Source organism: Colwellia psychrerythraea (assembly GCF_000764185.1).
GTDB lineage: Bacteria > Pseudomonadota > Gammaproteobacteria > Enterobacterales > Alteromonadaceae > Colwellia > Colwellia psychrerythraea_B.
On record NZ_JQEC01000044.1, the window covers coordinates 59,186 to 84,752 of the forward strand.

Below are 25,567 nucleotides of genomic sequence, written 5' to 3' on the forward strand. Positions count from 1 at the left end.
GCGACGCCCTACTCAGTGAAAGCATAAATCATCAATTTTGTGTTTAGAGAGAATACCTGCCGATATTCGTCCATGAAAAGCGGCAGTCCTCGCCATCAGGACAATATGCTCCTGCATTGTCTAACAAGTTACATCCATGCAACGTCATGGATCAGCTTGACTGACACTTTGCAAAAGTGAGATATATTCACTGAGATTGGATTTGGAGTATTTAACTCCGTTCATAAATCAAAATGGGTAAAGAACTTTTGACTAGTTAGAGATGACAAAGCCTCAACAAGCACCAAGTCTGCTTTTTCAAACGCCGGAGTGAAGCACAATATTCACATATTGCCATCATGGATAAAGGAAAAAACAATGTGGCACATGGATGTGCCTTCATTGCTGTTACGTCGAAGATATTATGCTGAATGTAGGATAACGTTTGATGTAGCAGCGCCGGGGAATTCCAAAGGGGTCTCGGCGTTTAGCCACCTTTGGCTGTCGTCGCCACCGCGACAAATCATTTAACTTTGCTATGCTTTCATTTATTCAATGTTCACTAATACCACAGAGCAGACATTAGCTATTACAGCTAATTGGGAAGATTGGATTAAATTTTGTATCGATAACGCCTCATTAAGAGGAAATTTATAGTTGGCTAAAATTGTTGAACGCAGTGAAGACAGCCCACTGTAAATTTTCCTGCTTGAATGACTTGTAGCCGTATTTAGCTCTGCAGAAGAAATCTACGTAGATCTCGTTCTTGCCGCATGACATGCAAAATATAAACTTTGTCACTATCAACTTTATAGAAAATACGGCAGGGATTAACATTAACTTCGCGATAATTTAAGTTAACTAACTCCTGTGGCCTTTTGCCAGATTCAGGATGACTTTCTAACCTTGATATTTTATCGAATATTTTTTGAACTAATTTTTTAGCCGCTGAAATATTACTTAAAGCAATGTATTCAGCTATATCATTTAAATCATCAAGAGCTGGTGATGTCCATATTACTTCAGCCATTTGCTCATTTTCTCTTTTGCATCTTGATTTGAAAATGTATTACCATTTTTAATTGCTTGCTCACCGCGTGCCACACCTTCAAGAATAGCCATTCGCTGTTGCATAAACTCATAATCATCAACATCAACTAAATAAGCAGATGGTTGCCCATGTTCAGTAATTAACACTGGTTCTTTGGAAATATGGAGTTCAGCCAAAATTTTAGTCGCTTGACGTTTAAGTGTTGTTACGAGTTCAACTCTCATGATAAAACCTATTTAGAATTAAATAATGTATCACTATAGTATCACATAGACTCGAGGGTACAACTATACGGCTATCGCCTCACTAAGAGGCAAATAATAGTTGGTTAAATTAAGCGACGAAGGAGCATAAACCAACTGTTATCATTGTCGCACTTCGAACTTGAAACTAAGTTTCACTTGCCACTTTAGTTTGTTTATCAAAATGGTCAACTGCAAAACTAAACAGGACTTTAATCATAAAGAACATACTAACCATCAAAAACCATACGGGAAGAGACAAATAAATTAATAACAATATACCGTAACACATTAAGTTTGCAGCAATAAAACCCTGAATGGATTTTCCTTTCAAGGCATTAACTAAGAATGCTGAAGCAATAGTGAACCCCCAAACAATCAAAGCAGCACCCATTGGCTCAGAGAGTAACCAAGCGATAACCAAGATATGAATATGAATGGAAATAAATATAAGGCGATTTTTAGGCCTTTTTGAGTAAAATTCATTGGTGCCGAAACTGAAATTTGCAATACACCCTGCTAGTACATCAACTATTAGTATAAAAGCTACAACTGTTTGCCAGCCTCCCAATTCAATACCTGCGACGGAATAAATAATCCAGCTACCAAGTAGAGCAAAAATAACTGTGCAAGAAACTTCTAATACTGATTGTTTCTCCCCAAGTACTTCGAAAAGAAACTCGGGTGTTTTAAAATACTTCATTACTTAAATATGACTTCCTGATTAAACACTTAAACAATTAGTTTTCACCAATACTGCCGTGAAATATAACGTCCTAATAATGGGCAAATTAGCTTGTTATGTTTCACTTCCACGCATTGTTGTCAGATGAAACGGATGTGTTGAACAATGACTCATATTCCAAACCATCACTAGCTAAAACCGTACAATCAGAATTATGCATACAAGAATGTAGCAAGCCAATTGGATCTGAGATGTTAGGAAGAACCAGTTTACTTTTTAATATAGCTTTAGCTTCCTCGTAATCAGGATAATCTTCATTGAATTCAGAAAACATAAAATGAGCTGCTTTCCTCATTTCAGATAATTGCCCACCACCTGAAAATTTAAGCAAGTCAAACCAATATGGAATTTCAATTATCATAGCTATGAACTCAGAAAGGTTGTTTGCAAGTTTTCCGGCTTGCCCTTCAGATGAAATAAATAATATAGGTTTGTTTTCCGTTTCATCTTCACCGTAAGCAACATAAAAACCTCCTGAACCTTCTCCAGCAATGACTTCTGCATGATAGCTTGGAGTTAATTTTATCCAGTCTGTATATTTATCTAAGTTTGATAATTCAAAGTCGAGATAATCACCTAAGTAATTTAAGACTTCATTTTCAAAAAGATCTGAATATTTGAGCATACTCGAAGATTCCGTGTGAAACATAACGCCGCAATAAGCGGAAAATTACTGTTGGCTAAAATGTTTGAGGAACGAAAAACAGCCAACTGAATTTTGTCCTGCTTTAACAGCTTGTTATGTATTTACCAACAACTGCTAGAATTTGTTATTTTATACAACCCTTCAGTTTTCGTAGCACTTAACTGATTTATACCTGCCTGAAGTTCCTGCCACTCATCCTCCGAGAAAGATAATAGCGAAAAGTTTAGTTGTGCTTCATTGCTAGTAGCATAATTAACTGGGAGTGGATGAAAATCAGCCCAATAATCGTTCTCCTCATTTCCTACGGAGTAAATAGAAGCAGTTGCCACTTTACTCCCTATTTTATAGTTGTTTTTATTAATAAATTTTTCAATTTTAATTGCAGGGTAATAATCACCATATTTTGCCATATTTGTGTAAACAGCTAATAAAGGAGGGGTTTCTGAAATGACAATCGCAGGGGTCGAATCAGCTTTAAAATGCTCCTTAATTCTTAACCAGTAAAATACATTTATAAGCACTAAAACTAAAACAGCTATAAAAAAGTACTTGTTATAACTGTAAGTAAAGTAAGTACAAATCAATACGGATAGAGCTAAAGGAATCGCTATTCCTGACTTATATTTTAGCCAGTTTAACGGTTCGAGTATAATCTCTGACTTATTAGTGGGGGAAGTATCATTGTCTAACGTAAATTTCACACGGACATCCTTTAAATACATAACAGTGTATTAGTGCACATCTCGAATTAAACCGTCGACAATTTCGGCTTAAAGCGTTCGCACACAATACTTTTTATAATAATTTTAGTAACTTACCAGTAAGTTTGGTTGCATTCAACTCCGCCTATAAATTTACATATCGTGCCGCAAGATATATGAGCCAAAAAATGGCACGTTATGTAAACGATTCAAGCAAAATATAAGTATTAAAAACAAAGGATTGTTAATTAAGTTGGGATAAACAAGCCTGAAATTGGTATTACATATCGTGCCAAGTTCTTAGTCAGTTCATTATTAAACAATAGAGAAATTATTCATTAGAAAATATACTTGTGGCTAATGTCAACTAAGCGCACAAAGTGGTCATTATTAATTTAATTATGAACGATCACTATGGTGGTTTTTTCAACGGTCAGGCTTACTAAAATCCTATTAACAATAAGACTCTACTCTGGATTGATCTAATACACTCTACCTCACATAAAGGCAGTACTTAGTGGGCTAAGTGCTGCCTTTATGCTTTATAACTGACTAGTTAACTAAAATATTAACTCTTAGTTAGCGTTAACCAATTAAGCTTCCAGTTATTATCCAATGATTTCAATATCACGGTATTTTTACCCTTTTTCAATGGAACTTTCAAACCTTGCTGAGTCTGCCATTCATGATAACCACCTGTTGCAGTCACGAGATCAACGCCGACTTTTTTATCATTAGCTAAGACTTCAAAACCCTTGGTATCACGTGGCGTAGCTACTCGATATGCCAATTTATATAGACCCGCTTCTGGTACGTCTATTTGATAAGTAAATTGTGCTTCAGCACCAATACCACCCACGCCAGTGAAGTTGTAACCGCCATCGTCATCTGAAGTACGTGTCAGCGAGCTATCACTCGACTGGGCAGCCCACTCAGCTTCAACACGTCCTGGAATTTCAACCCAACCCGCTTCAGTAGATACTTCACTATAATGACTTTGTTGATGAAAACTTACCGCAACCACCGCGTAGTCATATTTCATTAAACCCATTTTTGGCTCAGTGAAACTAGTGTTAGTTAAATTCGTCGCTAACAGTTTGAACATGCCACCGGTCACTTCATTACGGTAAACACGGTAGCTTTCAACATTTTCTTGTTGGCTTTTATCCCAACGGATAGTGACTGACTTGTCATCTTGCTCAATTTTTACATTACTGACCGCATCAGGGAAAGCCGGCTGTATATCCCATCGCTTTTGTTCTTGTTGTTGAGCAAAGGTTAATTTTGCTAAGAACTTTTTACTCGCTGAAGATAACGATGGCGCTTTACCATCAAGGGCTAGTCTAAAACCATCAACACCACCAGAGAAATCTTCTGGAATACTACCGCGTTGTGCTAAAGGTGAGTGACTCCAGTGCCAACTGCCACCACGAGTAGAACGACGTTCACACTTTTCATCGATGAAAGCTGAACCATCGGTTGGGGTATTGCTATAATCTTCACTTCGACAATCAGCAAGCATCTCTAATACGTTACTCACCACATCATGTAAGCCAAATTGATTGGCTTTATACATGCCAACAATGCTTGCATAAGCCGAGTGGTCATTGCAATTTGACATATCACCCGACCAATTATAATAACTGGTATTACTATCACGTTGTAAAACAGTCTCACCCGTTAAGTCTGCCGTATTGGCATAGTCACAGACTTTAGTTAGCTCCGTATCATCACCAAAGAAGTAATCGGTTTTAGTGCCCGCTCGGGCAGCATATTCCCACTCAGCTTCGGTAGGTAAACGATACGGTTTACCCGTCTCTTTTGCTAACCACTTGGTGTAAGCATTAGCTGCTTGCCAATTAATGCAAACCACAGGCTGAAATTCACTGGTATTTAAAGCATTAGTTTCCCAGTTACCTTTTGAATAAGCCCTAAACCAACCATTGAGTTGATGGCGACATTCTTGTGGTACCGCGTAATTGGTGGCTTCTACAAATTGACGAAACTCATTCACCGTCACTTCATATTTACCCATGCTAAATTCACTAACATTAACTTGATGTAGCGGTTGCGAGTTTTCGCTCGCTACTGAGCCCATCTCAAAACTGCCAGCGGGAATGGTCGCCATGATAGGTTCGATGGCTGACTCTTTCCCATCAGCATTAGCTCCAGCGGCATAAATTTCCCCGACAAGAAGTGTCTGGCTAGCGACAGATAAAAATAGCGCCGTTACACATTTATTAAATTTCATTTCGTGCTTCCTTTTTAATGAGAACACCACAATGAAAAAAACAACCATAAAAGTCCTATTAAAAAATTAATTATTCATAAAAATAGAAAAATTATAGAAAAATATATTTTATGGAGCTGTAATGAATATCTGTAAGATCATGTTTTAATTTCCTTAATTTCATATAGTGAAATTCACACACACAGAACGCTCAAAATAGAATTTAGTTAATTCAACATCTCATTGATTAATAAAAGTCAGCTAAAGGTTGCTATTTTTCAAGCATTTGTTTGCTAAACATCAGTTATAAAACGCTCCCTTTTTAACAAAAAAAATCAAAGCTTAGTTCACCTGATGAAAAGTTAAAGTTATAAAAAATCAAACCTGACACTTGTGTCAACTATCGATTCTGCTATAGTGAATCCATACGAATATTCAAATCGATACAAAAATCAAAATTAAAGCGGAAAGAATAATGGTAGTAAATACAATAAAATTCCTGTTAAACAACGAGCTAGTAGAAATTGAAAACTTAGATCCAAATCTAACGGTTTTACAATATTTACGTGAAGAGCAATTTAAGTCTGGTACCAAAGAAGGTTGTGCTTCTGGTGACTGCGGTGCCTGTACGGTGGTACTAGCAGAGCTAGATACTGAAAATAGTGAGCAACTAACTTATAAATCAATTAACTCCTGTATTACTTTTATCGGTAATTTACATGGCAAACAGTTAATTACCGTTGAAGACTTAAAAGATGGCGCTAAATTGCACCATGCTCAGCAAACTATTGTTGATAACCATGGTTCACAATGTGGCTTCTGTACCCCTGGTTTTGTTATGTCATCATTTGCTTTACACAAACATAATCAAAAACCAAATCGTGCTGAAGTTTTAGAAGCATTAGCAGGAAATTTATGTCGTTGTACTGGTTACCGCTCAATTATTGAGGCGGCAATGACTTCTAGCGAAGCCAACCAAGAAGATTCTTTTGCTAAGCATTACCAACAAACAATAATAACACTTACTGAACTAGAGAAATTACCAACGCCTAGCTTAAATGGCAATGGTAATACTTATATCGCTCCGCAGAACATTGATGAGCTAGCGATTGAATTAACTAACGAACCTAAATCGACGTTAGTTGCTGGTGGTACCGATTTAGCCCTTTCAGTTACCCAAAACTTAGCCGTTGTCAAAAAGCTAGTGTATGTTGGTAACGTTGCTGAATTAACCACTATTGAAGAAACTGAGTCTGAAATAGTTATCGGCTCTGCATTACCATACAGTGACTTTATCGATACTTTACACCACCACTACCCTGATCTTGGTGACATGATTGAGCGTATCGGTGCGAAACAAGTTCGTAACACTGGTACTTTAGGCGGCAACGTAGGTAACGCTTCACCTATCGGCGATATGCCACCCGCTTTAATCGCTTTAGGTGCAACGATGACTCTTCACCTTAACGGCACAGAACGTACTATCTTAGTTGAAGACTTCTTCCTTGATTACAAGAAAACAGTTCTGAAAACATCTGAATTTATCAAGTCTATTACAATTCCTAAGCCTGTTGCTGGTCAAACACTTAAGCTGTACAAGATATCTAAGCGTTTAGATGATGATATTTCTGCGGTATTAGCAGCGTTCTTCATTGAACAAGATGGCGAAAAAGTTACCAATGTACGTTTAGCGTTCGGCGGTATGGCTGGTATTCCTAAGCGTGGTCCAGCGGCAGAAGCTGCATTATTAGGTAATAACTTAACAAAAGAGTCTGTAGCACAAGCTAAAGCAGCCTTAGCGACTGACTTCCAACCGATGACTGATGTACGTGCTACTGATAAGTATCGTATGACAGTAGCTCAAAACCTTATCGAGAAATGCTATTTAGAGCTACAAAGTGCCCATAAAAGAAAAGCTATTGAAACACGAGTGGTGAATTACTAATGCGTAGTCTTATTGATGTAAAAAAAGCAAGTTCGAACGCTGACAAAGATGTAGTTAACGGACAAAAAAATATTGGTCTAGGCGGTGTAGGTCGCTCTAAAAAACATGAAAGTGCTGACAAGCAAGTAGCTGGTGAAGCAATTTATGTTGATGACCGTCCATCTCTTCGTGGCGAATTACATGCGGCGGTTGGTCAATCAACCATGGCACACGCTAACATCATTTCAATGGACTTATCTGCTGTTAAAGCGGCAAAAGGTGTTGTAAAAGTAATTACCGTTGAAGATGTACCAGGTCATACTGATATCGGTCCGGTATTCCCAGGAGATCCAGTATTAGCTATTGGTAAAGTAGAATTTGTTGGTCAACCACTGTTCGCCGTTGCCGCAACAAGTTTCGATCTTGCGCGTAAAGCCGTTAAACTTGCAAAAGTTGAGTATGAAGAACTTGAAGCAGTACTGACAGTGAAAGACGCTTTAGCTAAGAAGAATTTTGTTCGTCCTCCACATAGTTTGAAACGTGGCGATTCAGACTCAGCTATTGCTGCTGCAGCACATCAATTATCCGGTGAAATCAAAGTTGGTGGTCAAGAGCATATGTATCTTGAAGGTCAAGTTTCAACGGCAGAGCCTACTGAAGATGGTGGCATGAACATATTCACTTCTTCACAACATCCAAGTGAAGTGCAAAAGTTAGTGGCTGAAGTACTTGATATTCCACTAAACAAAGTATTAGTGGATATGCGCCGTATGGGTGGTGGTTTCGGTGGTAAAGAAACACAAGCTGCACCTTGGGCATGTATTGCCGCTTTACTTGCTAATGCAACAGGCCGCCCTGTTAAGTTTAAGTTAGCACGTTTAGACGATATGGTAATGACAGGTAAACGTCACCCCTTTGAAAACAACTACACCGTTGGTTTTGACGAAAAAGGTCAAATTAAAGGCATCAACATCGAAGTAAATGGTAACTGTGGTTACTCACCAGATTTATCTGATGCGATTGTTGATAGAGCAATGTTCCACTCTGATAACGCTTACTACTTAGATCAAGCAACTATTACCGGTAACCGTTGTAAACTAAACACTGTTTCTCATACCGCTTACCGTGGTTTTGGTGGTCCTCAAGGTATGATGACTATCGAATTAATCATGGATGAAATTGCTCGTCACCTTGGTAAAGATCCATTAGCAATCCGCAAAATTAACTTATACGGTAAAGAAGAACGTAACGTTACTCATTATGATCAAACAGTTGAACATAATAACTTAAGCGAGATCATTGAATCGTTAGAAGAAAGTTCAGATTACCAAGCACGTCGTAAAGCAATCACTGAATATAATGCAAATAACAGCATACTGAAAAAAGGCATTGCCTTAACACCCGTTAAATTTGGAATTTCTTTTACTGTTCAGCATTTAAACCAAGCGGGTGCTCTAGTTCATGTCTACACTGATGGCACAATTCACTTAAGCCATGGTGGTAGTGAAATGGGTCAAGGCTTGAATACTAAAGTAGCACAAATTGTTGCACAAGAATTCCAAGTTGATGTTGATACGGTTGCTTGTTCTGCTGCTCGTACTGATAAAGTGCCAAACTCATCGCCTACAGCGGCCTCTTCAGGCACTGACTTAAATGGTAAAGCGGCTGAAGCGGCGGCTAAAACCATCAAACAACGCTTAATTGACTTTGCTTGTGAGAAATATGACGTTGAAGCGCAACAAGTTCAATTTGAAAACAACAATGTTATTGTTGGTGAGCAAACTTTTAGCTTTGCTGAATTCTCTCAAATTGCTTACATGAATCGTGTTTCATTATCTTCTACCGGCTTCTACAAAACACCTAAGATTCATTATGATCGTGCTAGCGGTAAAGGACGTCCGTTCTTCTACTTCGCAACCGGGGCATGTGTTTCTGAAGTAATCATTGATACCTTAACAGGTGAATACAAAACTGTACGTACTGATATCTTACAAGATGTTGGTGCTTCAATTAATCCAGCAATTGATATCGGTCAAATCGAAGGTGCTTTTGTTCAGGGCATGGGTTGGTTAACTACTGAAGAGCTAGTATGGAATGAACAAGGTCGTTTACTTTCAAACAACCCAGCAACATACAAAATCCCAGCGATTAACGATGCACCTGAAGACTTCCGCGTAGCGTTAGTACCAGATGCACCAAATCCAGAGCGCACCATCTACAATTCTAAAGCAGTAGGTGAACCACCGTTTATGTTAGGTATGGCTGTTTGGTCTGCATTGAAAGATGCTGTTGCCAGTGTAGCTGACTACAAAGTTAGCCCTAAACTAGACACACCTGCTACACCTGAACGTGTTCTGTTTGCTGTTGAAGCGCTTAAAGCAACAGCCGCGACGAAGTAATAGGAATATCATCATGAAAATGAATTGGACCGGTGCAGTACACCAACTAAACAAACAAGGCAAAGCCTATGTTGTTGCGACAATTGTCGGTGTAACCGGTTCAACACCGCGTAATAGTGGCACCAAAATGGTGATAACCAATGAAGATATTTTTGACACTATTGGTGGTGGTCACCTTGAACATAAGGTGATTAAACATGCTCATCAGTTATTAACTGGCGGTGAAGCTTGTCAACAACTTGAGCATTTTCAATTGGGTGCCCAATTAGGCCAATGTTGCGGTGGTGATGCCAGCGTATTATTTGAGTGTTTTAGCGCGAGCGGTGCCAACATTATCTTATTTGGTGCAGGCCATGTGGGTAAAGCATTAATCCCTATTCTTGCGGGCTTACCTTGTAGCATTACTTGGGTAGATAATCGTGTTGAGCAATTTCCTGATGATATCGACAGTTATTCAAATGTCACAGCTGTTGTTAGCGAAAATCCTGCTGAAGAAGTAGCAACCATGCCGACAAATAGCTACTACATAGTGATGACACACAACCACCAACTGGACTTTGACATTAGCCATAACATTTTGAAACGCGCTGATTTTTCCTATTCAGGTTTGATTGCTTCGGATACCAAATGGCGTCGTTTTCAACAAAGATTTCAACACCGCGATATTGAAAAAAGCTTAGTAGAGCAGATGAATTGTCCTATTGGCTTAGCGCAAGTACAAGGCAAATTGCCAATGGAAGTTGCCGTGTCAGTGGCTGGTGAAATCATTCAGCTTTATCAAAAGCAACTAGCTGCCAATAGCGTTGCCAATCCAGACGCCAATAGACAAAAAGACGCCAAAGAAAAAAGCTCAAAAAAAGGCATTGCCTGGCAAGAATTGAAAAGCTTAGTTAACCCCAAAATTAGCAAAGAAGTTAGCGAAAAAGTTTAAATAAAAATATGCTCGCACATATTTACTAACCTGACTCAGTTTGATCCATTGTGATTAAGCTGAGCCAGGCCCATCAAACTAAGAGGAGTAGCAAGGTGACCCATTTTGCTCTACAAAGTACACAAGTAGTTATTGCCGGAAAAATGATCGCTGCCTGCGTCGAAATTAAAGACCAGTTGATCCATGCTATTCACCCTTTTGGACAAGACTTAAACTGTGAAGTTAAAGACTTTGGCGATCAAGTTATTATGCCGGGTCTAGTAGATTCACATGTACATATTAACGAACCTGGTCGTACTGAGTGGGAAGGTTTTAATACTGCGACTCAAGCAGCTGCTGCTGGTGGTATCACCGCCCTAGTTGATATGCCATTAAATTGTATTCCGGTAACAACCACTAAAGCTGCTTTTCAAGAAAAATTAGACTCTGTGCACGATAAACTTTGGGTTGATTGTGGTTTCTGGGGTGGTGTTATCCCTGATAATATTGATGAACTTGATGACTTATTAACCGCCGGCGTTTTAGGTGTTAAATCATTTTTGATTGATTCAGGTATTGAAGAATTCCCACCGGTTGCAGCGAAAGATATGCGCGCTGCTATGCCTATATTAGCCAAACATGATGTACCTTATTTGATTCACGCAGAACTTGATTGTGGTCATTTTGATGATGTTGAAATCACTAAAGAATACAACTCATTTTTAGAGTCACGACCTAAAAGTTGGGAAAACAATGCTATCTCCTTGATGGTAGATATGGCGCGTGAATCAAAAGAAGCCGGTGATAACTGTAAAGTGCATATCGTGCATTTATCTTCTGATGAAGCGTTAAGCACTATTGCGCAAGCAAAAGCAGAAGGTTTACGTTTTACTGCTGAAACTTGCCCGCATTATTTAACCATTGCCTCTGAAAATATTCCCGATGGTAAAACACTATTCAAGTGTTGTCCGCCAATCCGTGAAAACAAAAACCGTGAGCATTTATGGCAAGCAGTTACCGATGGCCGTTTAGACTTTATCGTTTCTGATCACTCTCCTTGTACACCCGAATTAAAACATATTGATACCGGTGATATTGAAAAAGCATGGGGTGGAATTTCAGCACTACAGTTTGGTATATCGTTAATTTGGACTGAAGCCAAAAATCGTGGTTTTACCTTAGTCGATATAGCACGTTTGATGTCTTTAGAAACGGCTAAGTTTGCTGGTTTAGACGGCATTAAAGGTGCCATTAAAGTAGGAAATCATGCAGATTTTTGCATATTTGATCCTACTATTGAATACACCATTACCACTGAAATGATCAAACACAGACACAACATTACTCCTTATGCTGGACGTAAAGTGACTGGTCAAGTAAACCATACCTTTGTCCGTGGACATCATGTTTATCAACAAGATGAATTCATTAATTCGCCAGTGGGTCGACCACTGCTAAAAGGTCAGTTATAAGGCTTTTAAAAAAACTTAACACTAAATAAAAAAGAATAAAATTAACATTCATGCAATGTATCAGAGTCGACCAAGACTTGCCTGACAATGCTGTAACTGGAGAGAGAAAATGATTGAAGATTGGTTAGCACAAAACAAATTGTCGGCAGAAGAAGCGGTATTAGAACAGAAATTTAAAACACATTATGTTGATTTAGCCAGCGAAAAAGTTGGTGGCGAAACATTATCATGTAGTGATGATTTTTTTGCAGAAATGGAAAACTTACTTAAAGTAGGCCGTGGTATTTTTATCGAAGAGAAATTTACTGAACGTGGTAAATGGATGGACGGTTGGGAATCACGCAGAAGTTATGGCCGTAATAATGGTCGTGATTCTGATTGGTGTATTATTCGTTTAGGTATCAGTGGTGTAATTCGCGCTTTCGATATCGATACCAACTATTTCCGTGGCAACGCGCCAGAAAAAGTATCTGTAGAAGCCTGTGTAAGTGAAGTTCAACCAAACGAAGATACAGTTTGGCAGACAATTTTTGAAGCTACTGATGTTAAAGCGCATAGCCAAAACCTTTTTGTTCTTGACGGTGAAAAGTCAAATGACACGGCATTTACCCACGTTCGTTTAACCATGTTCCCTGATGGCGGTATTGCTCGTTTCCGTGTTTACGGTGAAGCCGATGTTAACTGGAATGACTTTGTTGACGGTGAACTAATCGATCTAGCTTCGATTAAAAACGGTGCCAAAGCATTATTAGTAAGCGATATGTTCTTTTCAGACAAAAATAACCTAATCATGCCTGGCCGTGGCGCCAACATGGGTGATGGTTGGGAAACTAAACGCCGTCGTGATCCCGGTCCAGATTGGTCCATTGTTAAACTTGCTGCTACCGGTAGCATCAACAAAGTAATCATTGATACTTGTCACTTTAAAGGTAACTTCCCAGATACCTTTATGCTTGAAGGTTGTATCAGTGATAGTGATGACTTCACTGAGAGCGCAGCAAAAGCGACTTGGACAGCAATTATTCCAAGTACTAAGTTATATGCTCATCGTGAACACTTATTCACTAAAGAAATCATTGTTGAAAAAGATCAGCCTTTCACTCATGTACGTTTAAGTATCTTCCCTGATGGTGGTATTTCTCGTATGCGTGTTTTTGGTAACCGCCAAGGTTAGTTAGCACGTTTAATAACGGCATTTATTTAAATGCCGTTATTAAAGAGAAATAGTAATAAAGGAAACAAAAATGTTATTAGAAGATTTAAACCAATTACCCGCAGCTGATGCTAACCACACGTTTATGCAGTGTTGTACTTCAAGCACTTGGGTAAACAACATGGTAGCAGCTCGTCCATTTGCTAATACGCAGGCGATTAAAACAGCTGCTGATAATGCTTGGTTAGGTTTAACTGAACAAGATTATTTCGAAGCCTTTGAAGGTCACCCTAAAATTGGTGATGTGAGCAGCTTACGTGCAAAGTATGCCAATACCAAAGAGTTAGCAGGTAACGAACAAGGTTTAGTTAAAGAAGCAAACGACACAGTGCTGGAAGTACTTTCTCAAGGTAACAGCGACTACGAAGCCAAATTTGGTTTTATCTTTATCGTTTGTGCAACGGGCAAAAGCGCTCAACAAATGTCTGATTTATTACAAGCACGTTTACCAAACAGCCGAGCGCAAGAGCTTGTTAATGCAGCTGAAGAGCAACGTAAAATTTTCCAACTGCGCATTACTAAAGCCTTAGCTGAAAGCTAGTCAGTAGTACCCATTACAAAGATTTTAAAGCCTATTTTTTAAGGAAAGAACATGAGTCAAATTACTACTCACATATTAGATACAACCCGTGGTTTACCTGCGCAAAATGTTCCAATTACTTTGTTTGCCCAAAACGGCGAAGGCTGGAAAGAGATAAACGGCGGAGTGACCAATACTGACGGTCGTTTACCTGGTTTATTACCTGCTGATGAAAAATTACCAGCAGGTGTTTACCGTATGCATTTTGCCACAGCACAATATTTTGCAGCGAACAAAGAGGAAGGCTTTTACCCCTACGTTGATATCGTTTTCGAAATTGATGGCAGCGGCACTCATTACCATATTCCATTATTGCTAACAGCATATGGCTACTCTACTTACCGTGGTAGCTAAGCTTTACTTAGCAATAGTAGCTAGGTTTTAGTAAAGCAATAAAGAACAACCAGTTTCAAGCCAGTAGAAAAATATTAACCGCTAAGCATTATAATTAACCGAGAAGATTAAGATGACCCGTAAAATCATTAATGTTGTACCCCAAGAGCTAACGGCAGAGAATTTCTCCGCTTATGGGGATGTTATTTCAGTGTCCGAAAGTGCTGAATATTTCGCCATTAATGATGGCCATACTATGCGTTATCACAATCTTGCCGATGTTGATGTTGCTGAGCAAGAGGGTAAAACCTTGATTAATATTTTTCGTTCCACCCCGCTGGCTTTTCCTTTACCTGTCGAGATGATGGAACGCCATCCTTTAGGCAGCCAAGCGTTTATTCCTACGGGCAAACAACCTTATGTAGTTGTTGTTGCACCCAAAGGCGAGCTTGATACTGCAAAAATTGAAGTGTTTCTAGCGACAGCAGAACAAGGCGTTAACTACCATAAAGGTACTTGGCATCACTTCTGTTTAGCACTGAATGAAGTTAGCGATTTTTTAGTTGTTGACCGTGGCGGTGAAGGCGATAACTGCGATGTTGAAAAACTCGATGGTTCAATCGTTATCACGCTAGCAGAATAATCAATAATTTGATTCACCTTGATGAATCGGATTATAAAAAGAAATTAGTTTAGTGCAGCTAATATTAATAAATAGCAGTACAAATAAATAGCAATAAAATAAGTAATAGGTTTACCAATATGACTAAGAATACTTCAAACAGTTCTTCAACTAACACAGGTACCAAAGCGTATCGCGGTGAGATACTGCATTTTCTAGCTGATCCGGCCAAAGTATCTGAAGAAGAAAGTTACCAATATTTTGAAGATGGCCTTTTAGTCATCAAAAATGGCTTAGTTGAAGCAGTAGGTAATGCGCACGAATTACTAGAAACTCTGTCAGCAGATATTAGCGTTACTCAATATGACAATGGCCTAATCATGCCCGGGTTTATTGATACTCATGTACATTATCCACAAGCTGAAATGATCGCTTCATACGGTGAGCAATTACTTGAGTGGTTAGAAAACTATACTTTCCCAGAAGAAAAACAATTCTCCGATATTGAACACGGTAAACGTGTTGCTGAGTTTTTCTTAACACAATTATTAGATGCTGGTACTACTACGGCTTTAGTTTTCGGTACAGTACATAAAGAGTCTGTTGAAGCTTTTTTCACTATTGCTCAACAGAAAAAACTACGCATGATTTGTGGTAAAGTTTTGATGAACCAAAACTGCCCAGATGATCTACAAGATACGACAGAATCAGGCTATACCGATAGCAAAGCATTAATTGAAAAATGGCATAACACAGATCGCTTACTTTATGCGGTTACTCCTCGTTTTGCGCCTACGTGTTCAACTGAGCAATTAAACAAAGCCGGTGAATTATTAAAAGAATTCCCTGATGTTTATATGCACACTCACCTTTCAGAGAACAAAGACGAAATTGCTTGGGTTAGCGAATTATTCCCTGACAGCGATGGCTACCTAGATGTTTACGATAAAAGCAGCTTATTAGGTCGCCGTAGTGTTTTTGCTCACGGTGTTCATTTACATGACAGTGAATGTCAGCGTTTAAGCGACACAAACTCAGCAGTTGCCTTCTGCCCTACTTCCAACCTATTCCTAGGTAGCGGTTGCTTTAACCTGAAACAAGCTGAAGAGTTCGATTTCAATGTTGGTTTAGGTACAGATATCGGTGCAGGTACTAGCTTTTCAATGTTAACAACATTAAATGAAGGTTATAAAACTCAACAGTTACGTGGCGATAAATTAAGCCCGTTTAAATCATTCTATTTAGCGACGCTAGGTGGCGCGGTTGCTTTAGATTTAGAAGGTACTATCGGGAACTTTTCTAAAGGTGCAGAAGCTGATTTTATCGTGCTTGATTACCAAGCAACGCCGCTACTGGACAGACGTATTAAACGCTGTAAAACCTTAACAGAAAAACTATTTGCCCTAAGTATATTAGGTGATGATAGGCATGTTAAAGCCACTCATATTATGGGTGAACGCATTTAATTCACTAAGGTAGATTAAAGGGCTTCACTTACTACAAGCTAAGAAGCTAATAAAAACACCAGTACTACATATAACAGACGGTTGCCTAGCTGGGTCTAAGGCAACATCGCTTAAGAAGAATCATTTTTTAAAAAAATTATTCAACAACATAATTAACTAGTTAATCATAAAATTATAAAACGTCTACTTCGAGTAGGCGTACAAGAGGAAAGACTATGGACCCGTATATTACTGAGTGGTTAAATTTAATCATTCGTTTCGCACATTTAATCGTTGGTATCGCCTGGATCGGTGCCTCATTTTATTTTGTTTGGTTAGATAACCATCTTGAAAAACCACCTGAATGGAAAGCAGAGAAAGGCATTTCAGGTGATCTTTGGGCTATTCATGGTGGTGGCTTTTACGAAGTAGCTAAATACAAACTCGCACCACCAAAAATCCCAACAACTTTACATTGGTTTAAGTGGGAAGCTTATACCACCTGGATCACTGGTTTCTTATTATTATCACTAATGTTTTATGTTGGCGCTGAGTCTTATTTAATTGACCCACGTGTACAAGCGTTAACTCAATGGCAAGCAATTGGCCTAGGTCTAGGTGCTATTATTGTTGGTGTTGGTAGTTATGAAGTATTAGTAAGAACTAAACTTAAAGATCACGGTTTAATCTTAGCGCTTATTTTATTCACTATTGCTACAGCTTTATCTTACGGTTTAACGCAAGTATTTAGTGCTCGTGGTGCTTACATGCATATGGGTGCCATCTTAGGTACTATCATGGCTGGTAACGTATTTTTTGGCATCATGCCGTCACAACGCGCCTTAGTTAAAGCGGTAGAAGACGGAGAAACGCCTGATTCTAAATATGGTTTAAATGCTAAGTTACGTTCTACCCACAATACTTACATCACTTTACCTGTGTTATTTATAATGATCTCTAATCATTACCCAATTACCTATAACCACAGCGCAAACTGGTTAGTACTGATGGCAATCATAGTTATCACCGCAGCTGTTCGCCAATACTTTGTTTTACGTCACTTTGGCAAACACAAACCTATGGTATTAGTAGGCTCTGTTGTTGCCACTGTAATTCTTGCTTACCTGATTGCACCAAAGACTGTTGAACTATCAGCAGAGCAAAAACAACAAGTTGTGAGTAATGCACATGTACAGCAAATTATTGAAGACCGTTGTGCGGCTTGTCATTCACAAACACCCACTGATGATATGTTTAAAACCCCACAAGCAGGCGTTATTTTCACAGACATTGCTTCAATTAAGCAATGGGCACCAAGAATCCAAGCCCGTGTAATTGATAGTAAAGACATGCCATTTATGAACAAAACCAAAATGACAGATGAAGAACGTCTAACCTTGTCACTTTGGTTAAACCAAGATAAAGACAAAGAAAAAGGATAAAAAATGAAGCAAAAAACAATCAAGCACGGTTATAAGGTTGCAGGCTGTTTATATAATTTAGTCAATCATGAAGTACTGCCCGGCCTTACTATTAATGCCGAGCACTTCTGGGACTCTGTTGCTGAGGTTTTAGCTGAGTTTACCCCGCGTAATCAACAGCTATTAGCGACAAGAGCCAGTTTACAAGCTCAAATTGATGTTTGGCATACTGACTCTGCAAACCAGCCTTTTAACCAACAGCGCTATGAGTTGTTTTTAAAGGAAATTGGATATCTAGTAGAAGAAAAAGCTGATTTCACTATTTCTACCAATAATGTTGATGATGAAGTTGCCCGCATTGCGGGTCCTCAACTTGTTGTGCCATTAAAAAATGCTAGATTTTCTCTGAATGCGGCCAACGCTAGATGGGGCAGTTTATATGATGCGCTTTATGGCACTGATGTTATCGGCGATGATAATGGCGCTAAACAAACTAAAGAATTTAACCCTATTCGTGGTCGTAGAGTACAGGCGTACGCGCGTAGATTTTTAGATGATACCTTGCCATTAACTAGCGGCAGTCATATTGATGCCGTTAAGTATCACATAGTTAAGAAAGAATTTACTGTGACCTTATTTTCTGGCGAACAAGTTCAGTTAAAGCAACCGGAAAAATTTGTTGGTTATAACGGTACGATAAACTGCCCTTCTTCACTATTATGCCGCCACAATGGTTTACACATCGAAATCCAAATAGATAAAGATAATGTTGTTGGTAAAACAGATGCCGCCGCGGTTAAAGATGTAGTATTAGAATCAGCCTTAAGTACCATTCAAGATTGTGAAGACTCTATTGCCGCGGTTGATGCAGCGGATAAAACCTCAGTTTATCGTAATTGGCTGGGCTTAATGAAAGGCGACCTTGCTGAGATTATTCAAAAAGGCAATAAAACCATCACTCGCACGCTAAATCATGACCGTAGCTACTTATCTCCAAATAAAGAGGAGATTACACTTTCGGGTAGGAGTCTGCAGTTTGTTCGTAATGTTGGCCATTTAATGACTACAGATGCGATTATCACAGAAAATGGCGACAAAGTACCTGAAGGTATTGTTGATGGCCTGATCACTAGCTTGATTTCATTACATGATATAAAAGGCAACTCTAAATTTAAGAACTCCAAAAAAGGCAGCATTTATATTGTTAAACCTAAAATGCACGGCCCTGAAGAAGTTAAATTTAGCCACGACTTATTTAGCGCTATTGAACGTCATTTAGGTTTAGCCGAAAACACCATAAAAATGGGTATTATGGATGAAGAACGTCGTACTTCAGCTAATTTAAAAGAATGTATCCGCGCCGCGCAAACCCGTGTTGCCTTTATCAATACCGGCTTTTTAGACAGAACAGGTGATGAAATACATACCAGCATGTTAGCAGGCGCTATGGCACAAAAAGATTTAATGAAAAATGAGCCATGGATAACAGCTTATGAATTACGAAATGTTCGTATTGGTTTGCAAGCTGGTCTACAAGGTAAAGCACAAATAGGCAAAGGCATGTGGGCGATACCTGATCAAATGTCAGCCATGGTAAACACTAAAATTGCTCATCCAAAATCAGGTGCAAACTGCGCTTGGGTACCCTCACCAACCGCAGCAACTTTACATGTAATGCATTATCACAAAGTAAATGTGCAAGCAGTACAAACGGCTATGCAAGCGGAGTTCTCTTTACCCGGCACCATTGACGACTTAACTGATTTATTAACTATTCCTTTACTGAAAAACCAAACCGACTTATCAGCAACTGCGATTCAAAAAGAATTAGACAATAACATTCAAGGTTTATTGGGCTATGTTGTACGTTGGGTAAACCAAGGTATTGGCTGCTCTAAAGTACCTGATATCGACAATATTGCTCGCATGGAAGATAGAGCAACATTAAGGATCTCTAGTCAACATGTTTGTAACTGGCTTCATCATGGTGTTATCACTGAAGAGCAAGTTAATGATTCATTAAAGCGCATGGCACCTATTGTTGATCAACAAAATATTAATGATGACGGTTATATTGCCTTGGGAACAGATATTGATCAGAGCATTGCTTTTAAAACTGCAGCAGAGCTGATTTTCCAAGGAAAAGAACAGCCCAGTGGTTATACCGAACCGTTATTACACAAAAGACGTATCCAAGTAAAAGCGGCACTATAATCTCAACTTGGTTTACATGGGCTAATTCAATGAAACTGTCACCTTCGAGATCACACATGGACGATCTAAAAAATACAGGAATGATAGCCAATAGCATTTAGCATAAAACAGATGATTTACCTTCTAAATCATCTGTTTTTTCTTTGTAGTGCTTGTTAACATCGAAGATAAAAATACAGTTTAATTCCAACCATAAAACACCACCATTTCAATCAATTATTACCGATTTACGCGAGCTAAGTCTATGTTGCCCTCACACACACCAACCTTTGATCAATCACCGACTAGCCTTAAGTTAGTTTTCCAACGCACAACAAGTAAGAAAATTACAAAAAACTTCACTAATCGCAATAAAACCATAATAACTAAGTGCGTAAAAGAGACATTAGTCACAAGTATATTTGCTATATATTTTCTAATGAATAACTTCTCTACTGTTTAATAAGACACTGACTAATAACTTGGCACTATATGTAATACCAATTTCAGGCTCGTTTATCCCAGCATAATTTACAATTATTTGTTTTTAATAGTGATATTTTACTTTAAGCGTTTACATAGCGTGCCATTTTTTGGCTCATATATCTCGCGGCACGATATGTAAATTTATAGGCGGAGTTGAATGCAATCAAACTTACTGGTAAGTTACTAAAAATATTATAAAAAGTATTGTGTGCAACCGTTTTAAACATAAATTGTCGACGGTTTAATTCGAGATGCGCACTAATACACTGTTAGGCATTTATGAAAACATATGGAGTCGTGTTTGAAAGTTAGTAACCCACTTACAATTATTTCAATTTTTGCAGGTTTAGCTGAAGTAATGGCAACAGCAGCATTAATTAATTTACCAGCAGAAATGCAGTCCATTTTTATTTATTTCGTTATGGGCTTTCCAACACTCATAGTTTTGCTGTTTTTTATAATTTTGGTTTTTAAAAATAAATCGTTATATGCACCAAGTGATTTTGCTAATCAAGAACATTACATGGAGCTTAATGATTTAAAACGTTCTATACAGTACGAACTATCCAGCGCGATTGAAACTTTAGATAGTAGTTCAACTGATGAAAAACAGAAGTTGAAAATCTTCGTAGATAAAACGTTGAACGATTCTTTTAAATCATCGAGGCGTGAACAAGTTTTAAAGCACTTAGAGGGTACATCGAGTACTACAAAAGAGCTATGTAATGCTACTGATATACACCCATCATATGGTTCACTCATACTTAATAACTTGGAAGATGAGGGAGTAGTCAAAAAAGAAAAAGATGGGCGGTCGTTTAGGTGGAGTTTAAATGCTTAACAAGCAATTAAACAAGGACAAAAAACAGTTAGTTTTGCTCCTTCGTCGCTATTTTAACCAACTATTTTTTGCCTCTTAATAGGGCGTTAAGTTACTAAGGAAAGTTATGTATATTTGGAAAGTATCACCATTAATCGAACAATTAAAATCTGAGAGTTTAAGTCAAAAGGAACAATTGAAGTATTTTTTAACTTATAGCGTCCTTATGATTTTAGCAACAGATCCTCTCTTATCTGTTGGTTTAGAGTATGGATTATATGATGCTATTAATACTGCGACGATGAGTATATTGACTATTGTTGGAGTTGTTTACTGCTATAAAGTTAACAAATCTATCGATGATAAGGATTTTATTCTAAGATTTGTAACCTTAGGCTTACCTATCGTAGTTCGTTTAATCGCACTCGCTATTGTCGTTGGTATTACTTTTGGCATAGTTGACGGAATTCTCAGTGATTCATCTTACCTTGATGAAAGTGAAGTTTATCAAACAACAGCTGTAGACGTTTCGATTACCAGTGTTTTAATTGTCGTTTATTACTATTATTTTGCAAGTAAACTGAAACTTTTCAGCAAGTCGTAACTTAACAAGCCAATTAAGCGGTACTAAAAACAGTTTGCTCGGTTTCGCTTCGCTACACATTTTAGCCCATTATTAGGGCGTTATGCAGTAAAAAGGAGTTAGGTATTAAATATCTAATATCAGCAATGATCTTGGTATTTTCAACAGCTAGTATGGCTGAAAATAGTGAAAATATATCTGTAGGTTTCGGTCTCGATCATGGTTTTTTGGGCGGAAAATACGCGATTAATCGAGATAAAAATAAATATTATGCTGCTCTTGGAGTGCTATCTTACTCAAGCGAGTCAGGTATAGGCCTTGGATATGGTTTAGGCTGGGAGCGGCTAATCTTTGAAAGTAATCATTCGGCCGGTTTATTCCTTGGAACTGTAGCCGCCACTCTCAAAAGTGAATCCGCTATAACTTATTATGGTATGTCCGCAAATTATAATTATTATTTTTCGGGGTATAGTAACAGCTCTTTTGTTTTAGGTGCGTCTGTATATAGCGGTGTAACTTCCGAAGACGTATATGATAAAAATACAAGCGGTTTACTTATTAAAATTGCTTATCAGTGGTAATAAACAATAAAATATATTCAAATTAATTAGTTGGTATTATTAGCCCCTTATTGGGGCTTTATGTTTTTTTGTCATTGAGGAGCACTATGAAAAAATTGATCTGGATATTAATGTTGGTACTTACAGGGTGTGTTGCCCCTCCTGTTGTTTATAATCCAGCGCACTCTAATAATAACAGTCTTGTCCATTTAAAAACAAAGCATGATTTGTCTTTTTCCAGCAGCGAGTATAGTGCTTGGATAGTTCAAATGTGGGACTCTGAAGGTAAAGAAATAAGCAAACGTAACGAGATAATTGATGACATGTTTGGTGAACGCCTTGCAAATATTTCTTTCCCTGCAGGAAAATATAAAATTGAAGCTCTCTGTAAACTGGGCTATACAACGGCTAAGCCAGAAGGCTTCTTCGAATTTGTAAGTGGTAAAAACTACGAACTGAGTTGCGCCATAGAAAAAGGCGAAAACTTGTTTGGCATGCCTGTTGATTCATACGCAAGTATTGCTATCCGAGAGTTATAAAACATAACAGCAAATTAACAGGATACAAAACAGTTGGTTTTTGCTCCTGCGCTCCTATTATAACCAACTATTATTTGCCCATTATTAGGGCGTTATATTTTATGGAGTATAAATGTTTAGAGTCAGTTTCAAATTTTTAATTGTACCTTTTTTTGTTTCGGGTTGCGCTACTACTGTAATTGAGTATGAAGAGCCTACTGTTGGAGATAGAACTAAAGTTAGGTTTCTTGCTTCAGGCCATCACGGCGGAGAAGTTGTTGTTGTTGGCTTTGATAACTCTGAATGTGAAAACGGAAAAAACAGGGTGTCACTATATGCAAAAATGCACGGGAGTTTTATTAAGTCAAAAGTGGTTGGGATTCCATTGTGGAATTACGGGGACTATGCTGCTAACGCTAAAGAGTTTTACTTTGAAGCTGATAAGCAAAACAATTTTCTAATCTTTCAAAGGCCTGGAGGGTTAGGAACGAGCATGTCTTGCGGCTCATTTATATCCACCTCATTTGAAACAGATAAAAACTATGAGATTGATTTTCGTACAAATGGCTGTATAGCCGTAGTATATGAAATCCAAGAGAGTGATGGTGACTATAGTCGTGTACCTGCATCTATTGGGAATATTAATATCTCAAGCATGCCCAATAGCTGCATTAGAGAATACAATGATAGAATTAGGACAAAAATCCCTTTAAACAACTAAAATATAACAAGAAAATCAAGCGAGAACAGTTGGCCGGGCTTCGCTTCACATATAGCCAACAATTACTCGCCTCTTAGTGAAGCGTTATATTGTTTAATAAATTTTCACATATTAAAAGGAGTTATTGGTTTGAAATTTTATAAATGTTTGGAATGTAATTCAGTTGGGGATCATAACTTTAGCTCTTATGATGATGGTGAGTATGGAGAAGCATTATGGACTGAGTATAGTGAAACTCTCGATTGTGATAATTGTCATAATAACGAAACTATCTCAGGTAACATAGACGATTTGAGAGAAATTATAGGTATTGAAAATTGGTCTAAGTTTATAGAAGTTGAAAAAATACAAGAAACTAAAATAGATGAAACAAAGTCTCTCATTGAAAAATCAAATACCAACAATGATTTGCCTCTTAGAGAGACGTTAGGATTACATCCTAACGTGGAGAGTAAGTTGAAAGAAAAATTCATATTTGATTCAATTATAGGCGCAGTACCTCAATGGTTTGAATCAACAGAAGATGAAGGAAAACATAGTTTCACTATAGGTGATTCGACTTTCTATTTTGATTCTCATCGCTGGTTAACTCCAATATTACATGAGTTGAGATCCCATTGTGAGGAAAGAATGTCACAGTGGATATCTGATTTACCCCTCTTTTTATCGAGTACTGCCAGAAAAGATATTACTCAGGACATAACTATGTTCTGGCTGAATAGGTTAAATAAAAATATTGATTGGTATAAATTTATTGCTTACGCTGAGGAGTTATTATTTCGTACTTACGAAAACATTCCGGTAAGTATAAATTTATTAATATCTCCGATTGAAACTGGTCAAGCAGACATCACTGAAAGTTCAGTTCAAAAATTTATAGATCCTTTAGCAACTAGTATGCAAACTTATCTTAAAGTTGATAGTAATGCACAATTTATATCATACGAACAAATAAACTGGTCACAAATAGAAGATACAGCAGGCTATAAATTTAACCCTGAATTCTTACAGCCCTTTGCTAGCACTCTTGAAGATCAACAATATTCTTTTCATGTAACTATCAAGGGCGATATTTTAATAATGAGTTCATTTGGTTTAGTTGCTTCAAGGAGAAAGGGACGTTGGCATATATATGATACTTCAACTCTTAAAAACTGTATCGGAGATATAGCCGGTGATTATAGAATTGGTTGTAATATGTTCGAAGTTCTACTTGATTTATCTTATAAGCGTCATGGGGCCTTAATTATTTATGATCCAAATCATGATGTTATATCTAATATTGTAAATAAAGAATCCATATTATCTAACAACCCTGATATAGACCTCCCTCGATCGATGTTAGCCCCATCAGTAACTTCCATTAGCATGGGAAGCCAGAATATGTCTCAGAGGAAAAAAAGAGTTCTCTTAGAGTTGGCAAGTATGGATGGCTCCGTAATATTTGATGATAATGAAATATTATCATTTGGTGCAATGATTCAAACACACCCATCAGCTGGAAGTCATGCAGGAGCTAGAACAACCGCATTTGAATCCGCTTATTTATACGGTGGTAAGCCATTTAAAGTGAGCTCCGATGGGGATATTTCTCTACGCTTTAGCAAAGGCAGTGGACAAATCAGCTTTTTGTAACCCTAATAAGGTGTTTCAAGATGGACAAATTACTGTTGTTTTTTGTTTTCCCAAATTTTAGCCAACAGCAATTTGTCGCTTAAAATAGCATTGTTTTTGTCTCGCATTTGAATCTAGTCAATTACCTCCAGAAGTTAA

The 25,567-nt window shown here is 37.9% G+C and carries 23 protein-coding genes; 17 read left to right on the forward strand and 6 right to left on the reverse strand.

Features of this window, described 5'->3' with window-relative positions; genetic code table 11:
* Positions 1-709 precede the first annotated feature (709 nt).
* From GAB14E_RS07395 to GAB14E_RS07375, 6 genes are all read right to left on the reverse strand, one after another.
* Entirely contained in the window at positions 710-1,009 is a 300-nt protein-coding gene (locus GAB14E_RS07395) for a type II toxin-antitoxin system RelE/ParE family toxin (RefSeq protein WP_033083214.1), read from the reverse strand.
* On the reverse strand, positions 997-1,254 hold the full coding sequence (locus GAB14E_RS07390; RefSeq protein WP_033083215.1) for a type II toxin-antitoxin system Phd/YefM family antitoxin: 258 nt from the start codon (positions 1,252-1,254) through the stop codon (positions 997-999). The genes GAB14E_RS07395 and GAB14E_RS07390 overlap by 13 nt, the downstream gene beginning before the upstream one ends.
* 166 nt (positions 1,255-1,420) lie before the next feature.
* Positions 1,421-1,975, reverse strand: coding sequence for a hypothetical protein (locus GAB14E_RS07385; protein ID WP_033083216.1), 555 nt, complete (start codon positions 1,973-1,975; stop codon positions 1,421-1,423).
* Positions 1,976-2,078: 103 nt separating this feature from the next.
* Complete coding sequence (locus GAB14E_RS0123230) at positions 2,079-2,642, reverse strand: hypothetical protein (RefSeq protein ID WP_052093843.1); 564 nt, start codon at positions 2,640-2,642, stop codon at positions 2,079-2,081.
* Between the two features lie 122 nt (positions 2,643-2,764).
* A complete protein-coding gene (locus GAB14E_RS07380; protein ID WP_033083217.1) occupies positions 2,765-3,364 on the reverse strand; it encodes a DUF3239 domain-containing protein in 600 nt (199 codons plus the stop codon).
* Positions 3,365-3,932: 568 nt separating this feature from the next.
* The gene (locus GAB14E_RS07375) at positions 3,933-5,615 is read right to left on the reverse strand and encodes an SUMF1/EgtB/PvdO family nonheme iron enzyme (protein ID WP_033083218.1); all 1,683 of its coding nucleotides are present in this window, start codon (positions 5,613-5,615) and stop codon (positions 3,933-3,935) included.
* Between the two features lie 454 nt (positions 5,616-6,069).
* Here GAB14E_RS07375 and xdhA point away from each other — a divergent pair, with 454 nt between their 5' ends.
* From xdhA to GAB14E_RS25120, 17 genes are all read left to right on the forward strand, one after another.
* Complete coding sequence (xdhA, locus tag GAB14E_RS07370) at positions 6,070-7,539, forward strand: xanthine dehydrogenase small subunit (RefSeq protein WP_033083219.1); 1,470 nt, start codon at positions 6,070-6,072, stop codon at positions 7,537-7,539.
* Complete coding sequence (xdhB, locus tag GAB14E_RS07365) at positions 7,539-9,917, forward strand: xanthine dehydrogenase molybdopterin binding subunit (RefSeq protein ID WP_033083220.1); 2,379 nt, start codon at positions 7,539-7,541, stop codon at positions 9,915-9,917. Before xdhA ends, xdhB begins: the two co-directional genes overlap by 1 nt.
* 13 nt (positions 9,918-9,930) lie before the next feature.
* Positions 9,931-10,848 carry a xanthine dehydrogenase accessory protein XdhC gene (xdhC, locus tag GAB14E_RS07360; RefSeq protein WP_033083221.1) on the forward strand — a complete coding sequence of 306 codons (918 nt, stop codon included), beginning with the start codon at positions 9,931-9,933 and terminating at the stop codon, positions 10,846-10,848.
* Positions 10,849-10,943: 95 nt separating this feature from the next.
* A complete protein-coding gene (gene allB / locus GAB14E_RS07355; RefSeq protein ID WP_033083222.1) occupies positions 10,944-12,299 on the forward strand; it encodes an allantoinase AllB in 1,356 nt (451 codons plus the stop codon).
* A 109-nt stretch (positions 12,300-12,408) separates the two neighbouring features.
* A complete protein-coding gene (alc, locus tag GAB14E_RS07350) occupies positions 12,409-13,473 on the forward strand; it encodes an allantoicase (RefSeq protein ID WP_033083223.1) in 1,065 nt (354 codons plus the stop codon).
* A gap of 70 nt (positions 13,474-13,543) precedes the next feature.
* Positions 13,544-14,053, forward strand: coding sequence for a 2-oxo-4-hydroxy-4-carboxy-5-ureidoimidazoline decarboxylase (gene uraD / locus GAB14E_RS07345; RefSeq protein ID WP_033083224.1), 510 nt, complete (start codon positions 13,544-13,546; stop codon positions 14,051-14,053).
* 51 nt (positions 14,054-14,104) lie between these two features.
* Positions 14,105-14,446 carry a hydroxyisourate hydrolase gene (uraH, locus tag GAB14E_RS07340; protein ID WP_033083225.1) on the forward strand — a complete coding sequence of 114 codons (342 nt, stop codon included), beginning with the start codon at positions 14,105-14,107 and terminating at the stop codon, positions 14,444-14,446.
* A gap of 112 nt (positions 14,447-14,558) precedes the next feature.
* Positions 14,559-15,068 (forward strand): ureidoglycolate lyase, encoded by a 510-nt coding sequence (locus GAB14E_RS07335; protein ID WP_033083226.1) that lies wholly within the window; start codon positions 14,559-14,561, stop codon positions 15,066-15,068.
* 119 nt (positions 15,069-15,187) lie between these two features.
* Positions 15,188-16,513 carry a guanine deaminase gene (guaD, locus tag GAB14E_RS07330; protein ID WP_033083227.1) on the forward strand — a complete coding sequence of 442 codons (1,326 nt, stop codon included), beginning with the start codon at positions 15,188-15,190 and terminating at the stop codon, positions 16,511-16,513.
* Between the two features lie 215 nt (positions 16,514-16,728).
* A complete protein-coding gene (locus GAB14E_RS07325; RefSeq protein ID WP_033083228.1) occupies positions 16,729-17,934 on the forward strand; it encodes a urate hydroxylase PuuD in 1,206 nt (401 codons plus the stop codon).
* A 3-nt stretch (positions 17,935-17,937) separates the two neighbouring features.
* A complete protein-coding gene (locus GAB14E_RS07320; RefSeq protein ID WP_033083229.1) occupies positions 17,938-20,127 on the forward strand; it encodes a malate synthase G in 2,190 nt (729 codons plus the stop codon).
* A 766-nt stretch (positions 20,128-20,893) separates the two neighbouring features.
* The gene (locus tag GAB14E_RS07315) at positions 20,894-21,433 is read left to right on the forward strand and encodes a helix-turn-helix transcriptional regulator (RefSeq protein WP_033083230.1); all 540 of its coding nucleotides are present in this window, start codon (positions 20,894-20,896) and stop codon (positions 21,431-21,433) included.
* Between the two features lie 106 nt (positions 21,434-21,539).
* Positions 21,540-22,016 (forward strand): hypothetical protein, encoded by a 477-nt coding sequence (locus GAB14E_RS07310; RefSeq protein ID WP_033083231.1) that lies wholly within the window; start codon positions 21,540-21,542, stop codon positions 22,014-22,016.
* A gap of 152 nt (positions 22,017-22,168) precedes the next feature.
* Complete coding sequence (locus tag GAB14E_RS07305) at positions 22,169-22,576, forward strand: hypothetical protein (protein ID WP_156115754.1); 408 nt, start codon at positions 22,169-22,171, stop codon at positions 22,574-22,576.
* Between the two features lie 86 nt (positions 22,577-22,662).
* The gene (locus GAB14E_RS07300; protein WP_033083233.1) at positions 22,663-23,094 is read left to right on the forward strand and encodes a hypothetical protein; all 432 of its coding nucleotides are present in this window, start codon (positions 22,663-22,665) and stop codon (positions 23,092-23,094) included.
* A gap of 112 nt (positions 23,095-23,206) precedes the next feature.
* Positions 23,207-23,794: a hypothetical protein gene (locus GAB14E_RS07295; RefSeq protein WP_033083234.1), complete on the forward strand. Its 588-nt coding sequence runs from the start codon at positions 23,207-23,209 to the stop codon at positions 23,792-23,794.
* Between the two features lie 129 nt (positions 23,795-23,923).
* A complete protein-coding gene (locus GAB14E_RS25120; protein ID WP_197061229.1) occupies positions 23,924-25,429 on the forward strand; it encodes a hypothetical protein in 1,506 nt (501 codons plus the stop codon).
* Positions 25,430-25,567 lie beyond the last annotated feature (138 nt).

What these genes read in the sequence shown, in the direction of transcription:
- GAB14E_RS07305 (WP_156115754.1), top strand. Translation starts at nt 22,169, where the DNA reads ATGGCTGAAAATAGTGAAAATATATCTGTAGGTTTCGGTCTCGATCAT.
- GAB14E_RS07320 (WP_033083229.1), top strand. Translation starts at nt 17,938, where the DNA reads ATGAAGCAAAAAACAATCAAGCACGGTTATAAGGTTGCAGGCTGTTTA.
- alc (WP_033083223.1), top strand. Translation starts at nt 12,409, where the DNA reads ATGATTGAAGATTGGTTAGCACAAAACAAATTGTCGGCAGAAGAAGCG.
- GAB14E_RS0123230 (WP_052093843.1), bottom strand. Translation starts at nt 2,642, where the DNA reads ATGCTCAAATATTCAGATCTTTTTGAAAATGAAGTCTTAAATTACTTA.
- xdhB (WP_033083220.1), top strand. Translation starts at nt 7,539, where the DNA reads ATGCGTAGTCTTATTGATGTAAAAAAAGCAAGTTCGAACGCTGACAAA.
- GAB14E_RS07385 (WP_033083216.1), bottom strand. Translation starts at nt 1,975, where the DNA reads ATGAAGTATTTTAAAACACCCGAGTTTCTTTTCGAAGTACTTGGGGAG.
- GAB14E_RS07310 (WP_033083231.1), top strand. Translation starts at nt 21,540, where the DNA reads ATGTATATTTGGAAAGTATCACCATTAATCGAACAATTAAAATCTGAG.
- uraD (WP_033083224.1), top strand. Translation starts at nt 13,544, where the DNA reads ATGTTATTAGAAGATTTAAACCAATTACCCGCAGCTGATGCTAACCAC.
- GAB14E_RS07390 (WP_033083215.1), bottom strand. Translation starts at nt 1,254, where the DNA reads ATGAGAGTTGAACTCGTAACAACACTTAAACGTCAAGCGACTAAAATT.
- GAB14E_RS07295 (WP_033083234.1), top strand. Translation starts at nt 23,207, where the DNA reads ATGTTTAGAGTCAGTTTCAAATTTTTAATTGTACCTTTTTTTGTTTCG.
- guaD (WP_033083227.1), top strand. Translation starts at nt 15,188, where the DNA reads ATGACTAAGAATACTTCAAACAGTTCTTCAACTAACACAGGTACCAAA.
- xdhA (WP_033083219.1), top strand. Translation starts at nt 6,070, where the DNA reads ATGGTAGTAAATACAATAAAATTCCTGTTAAACAACGAGCTAGTAGAA.
- GAB14E_RS07375 (WP_033083218.1), bottom strand. Translation starts at nt 5,615, where the DNA reads ATGAAATTTAATAAATGTGTAACGGCGCTATTTTTATCTGTCGCTAGC.
- GAB14E_RS07300 (WP_033083233.1), top strand. Translation starts at nt 22,663, where the DNA reads ATGAAAAAATTGATCTGGATATTAATGTTGGTACTTACAGGGTGTGTT.
- uraH (WP_033083225.1), top strand. Translation starts at nt 14,105, where the DNA reads ATGAGTCAAATTACTACTCACATATTAGATACAACCCGTGGTTTACCT.
- GAB14E_RS07325 (WP_033083228.1), top strand. Translation starts at nt 16,729, where the DNA reads ATGGACCCGTATATTACTGAGTGGTTAAATTTAATCATTCGTTTCGCA.
- xdhC (WP_033083221.1), top strand. Translation starts at nt 9,931, where the DNA reads ATGAAAATGAATTGGACCGGTGCAGTACACCAACTAAACAAACAAGGC.
- GAB14E_RS07335 (WP_033083226.1), top strand. Translation starts at nt 14,559, where the DNA reads ATGACCCGTAAAATCATTAATGTTGTACCCCAAGAGCTAACGGCAGAG.
- GAB14E_RS07395 (WP_033083214.1), bottom strand. Translation starts at nt 1,009, where the DNA reads ATGGCTGAAGTAATATGGACATCACCAGCTCTTGATGATTTAAATGAT.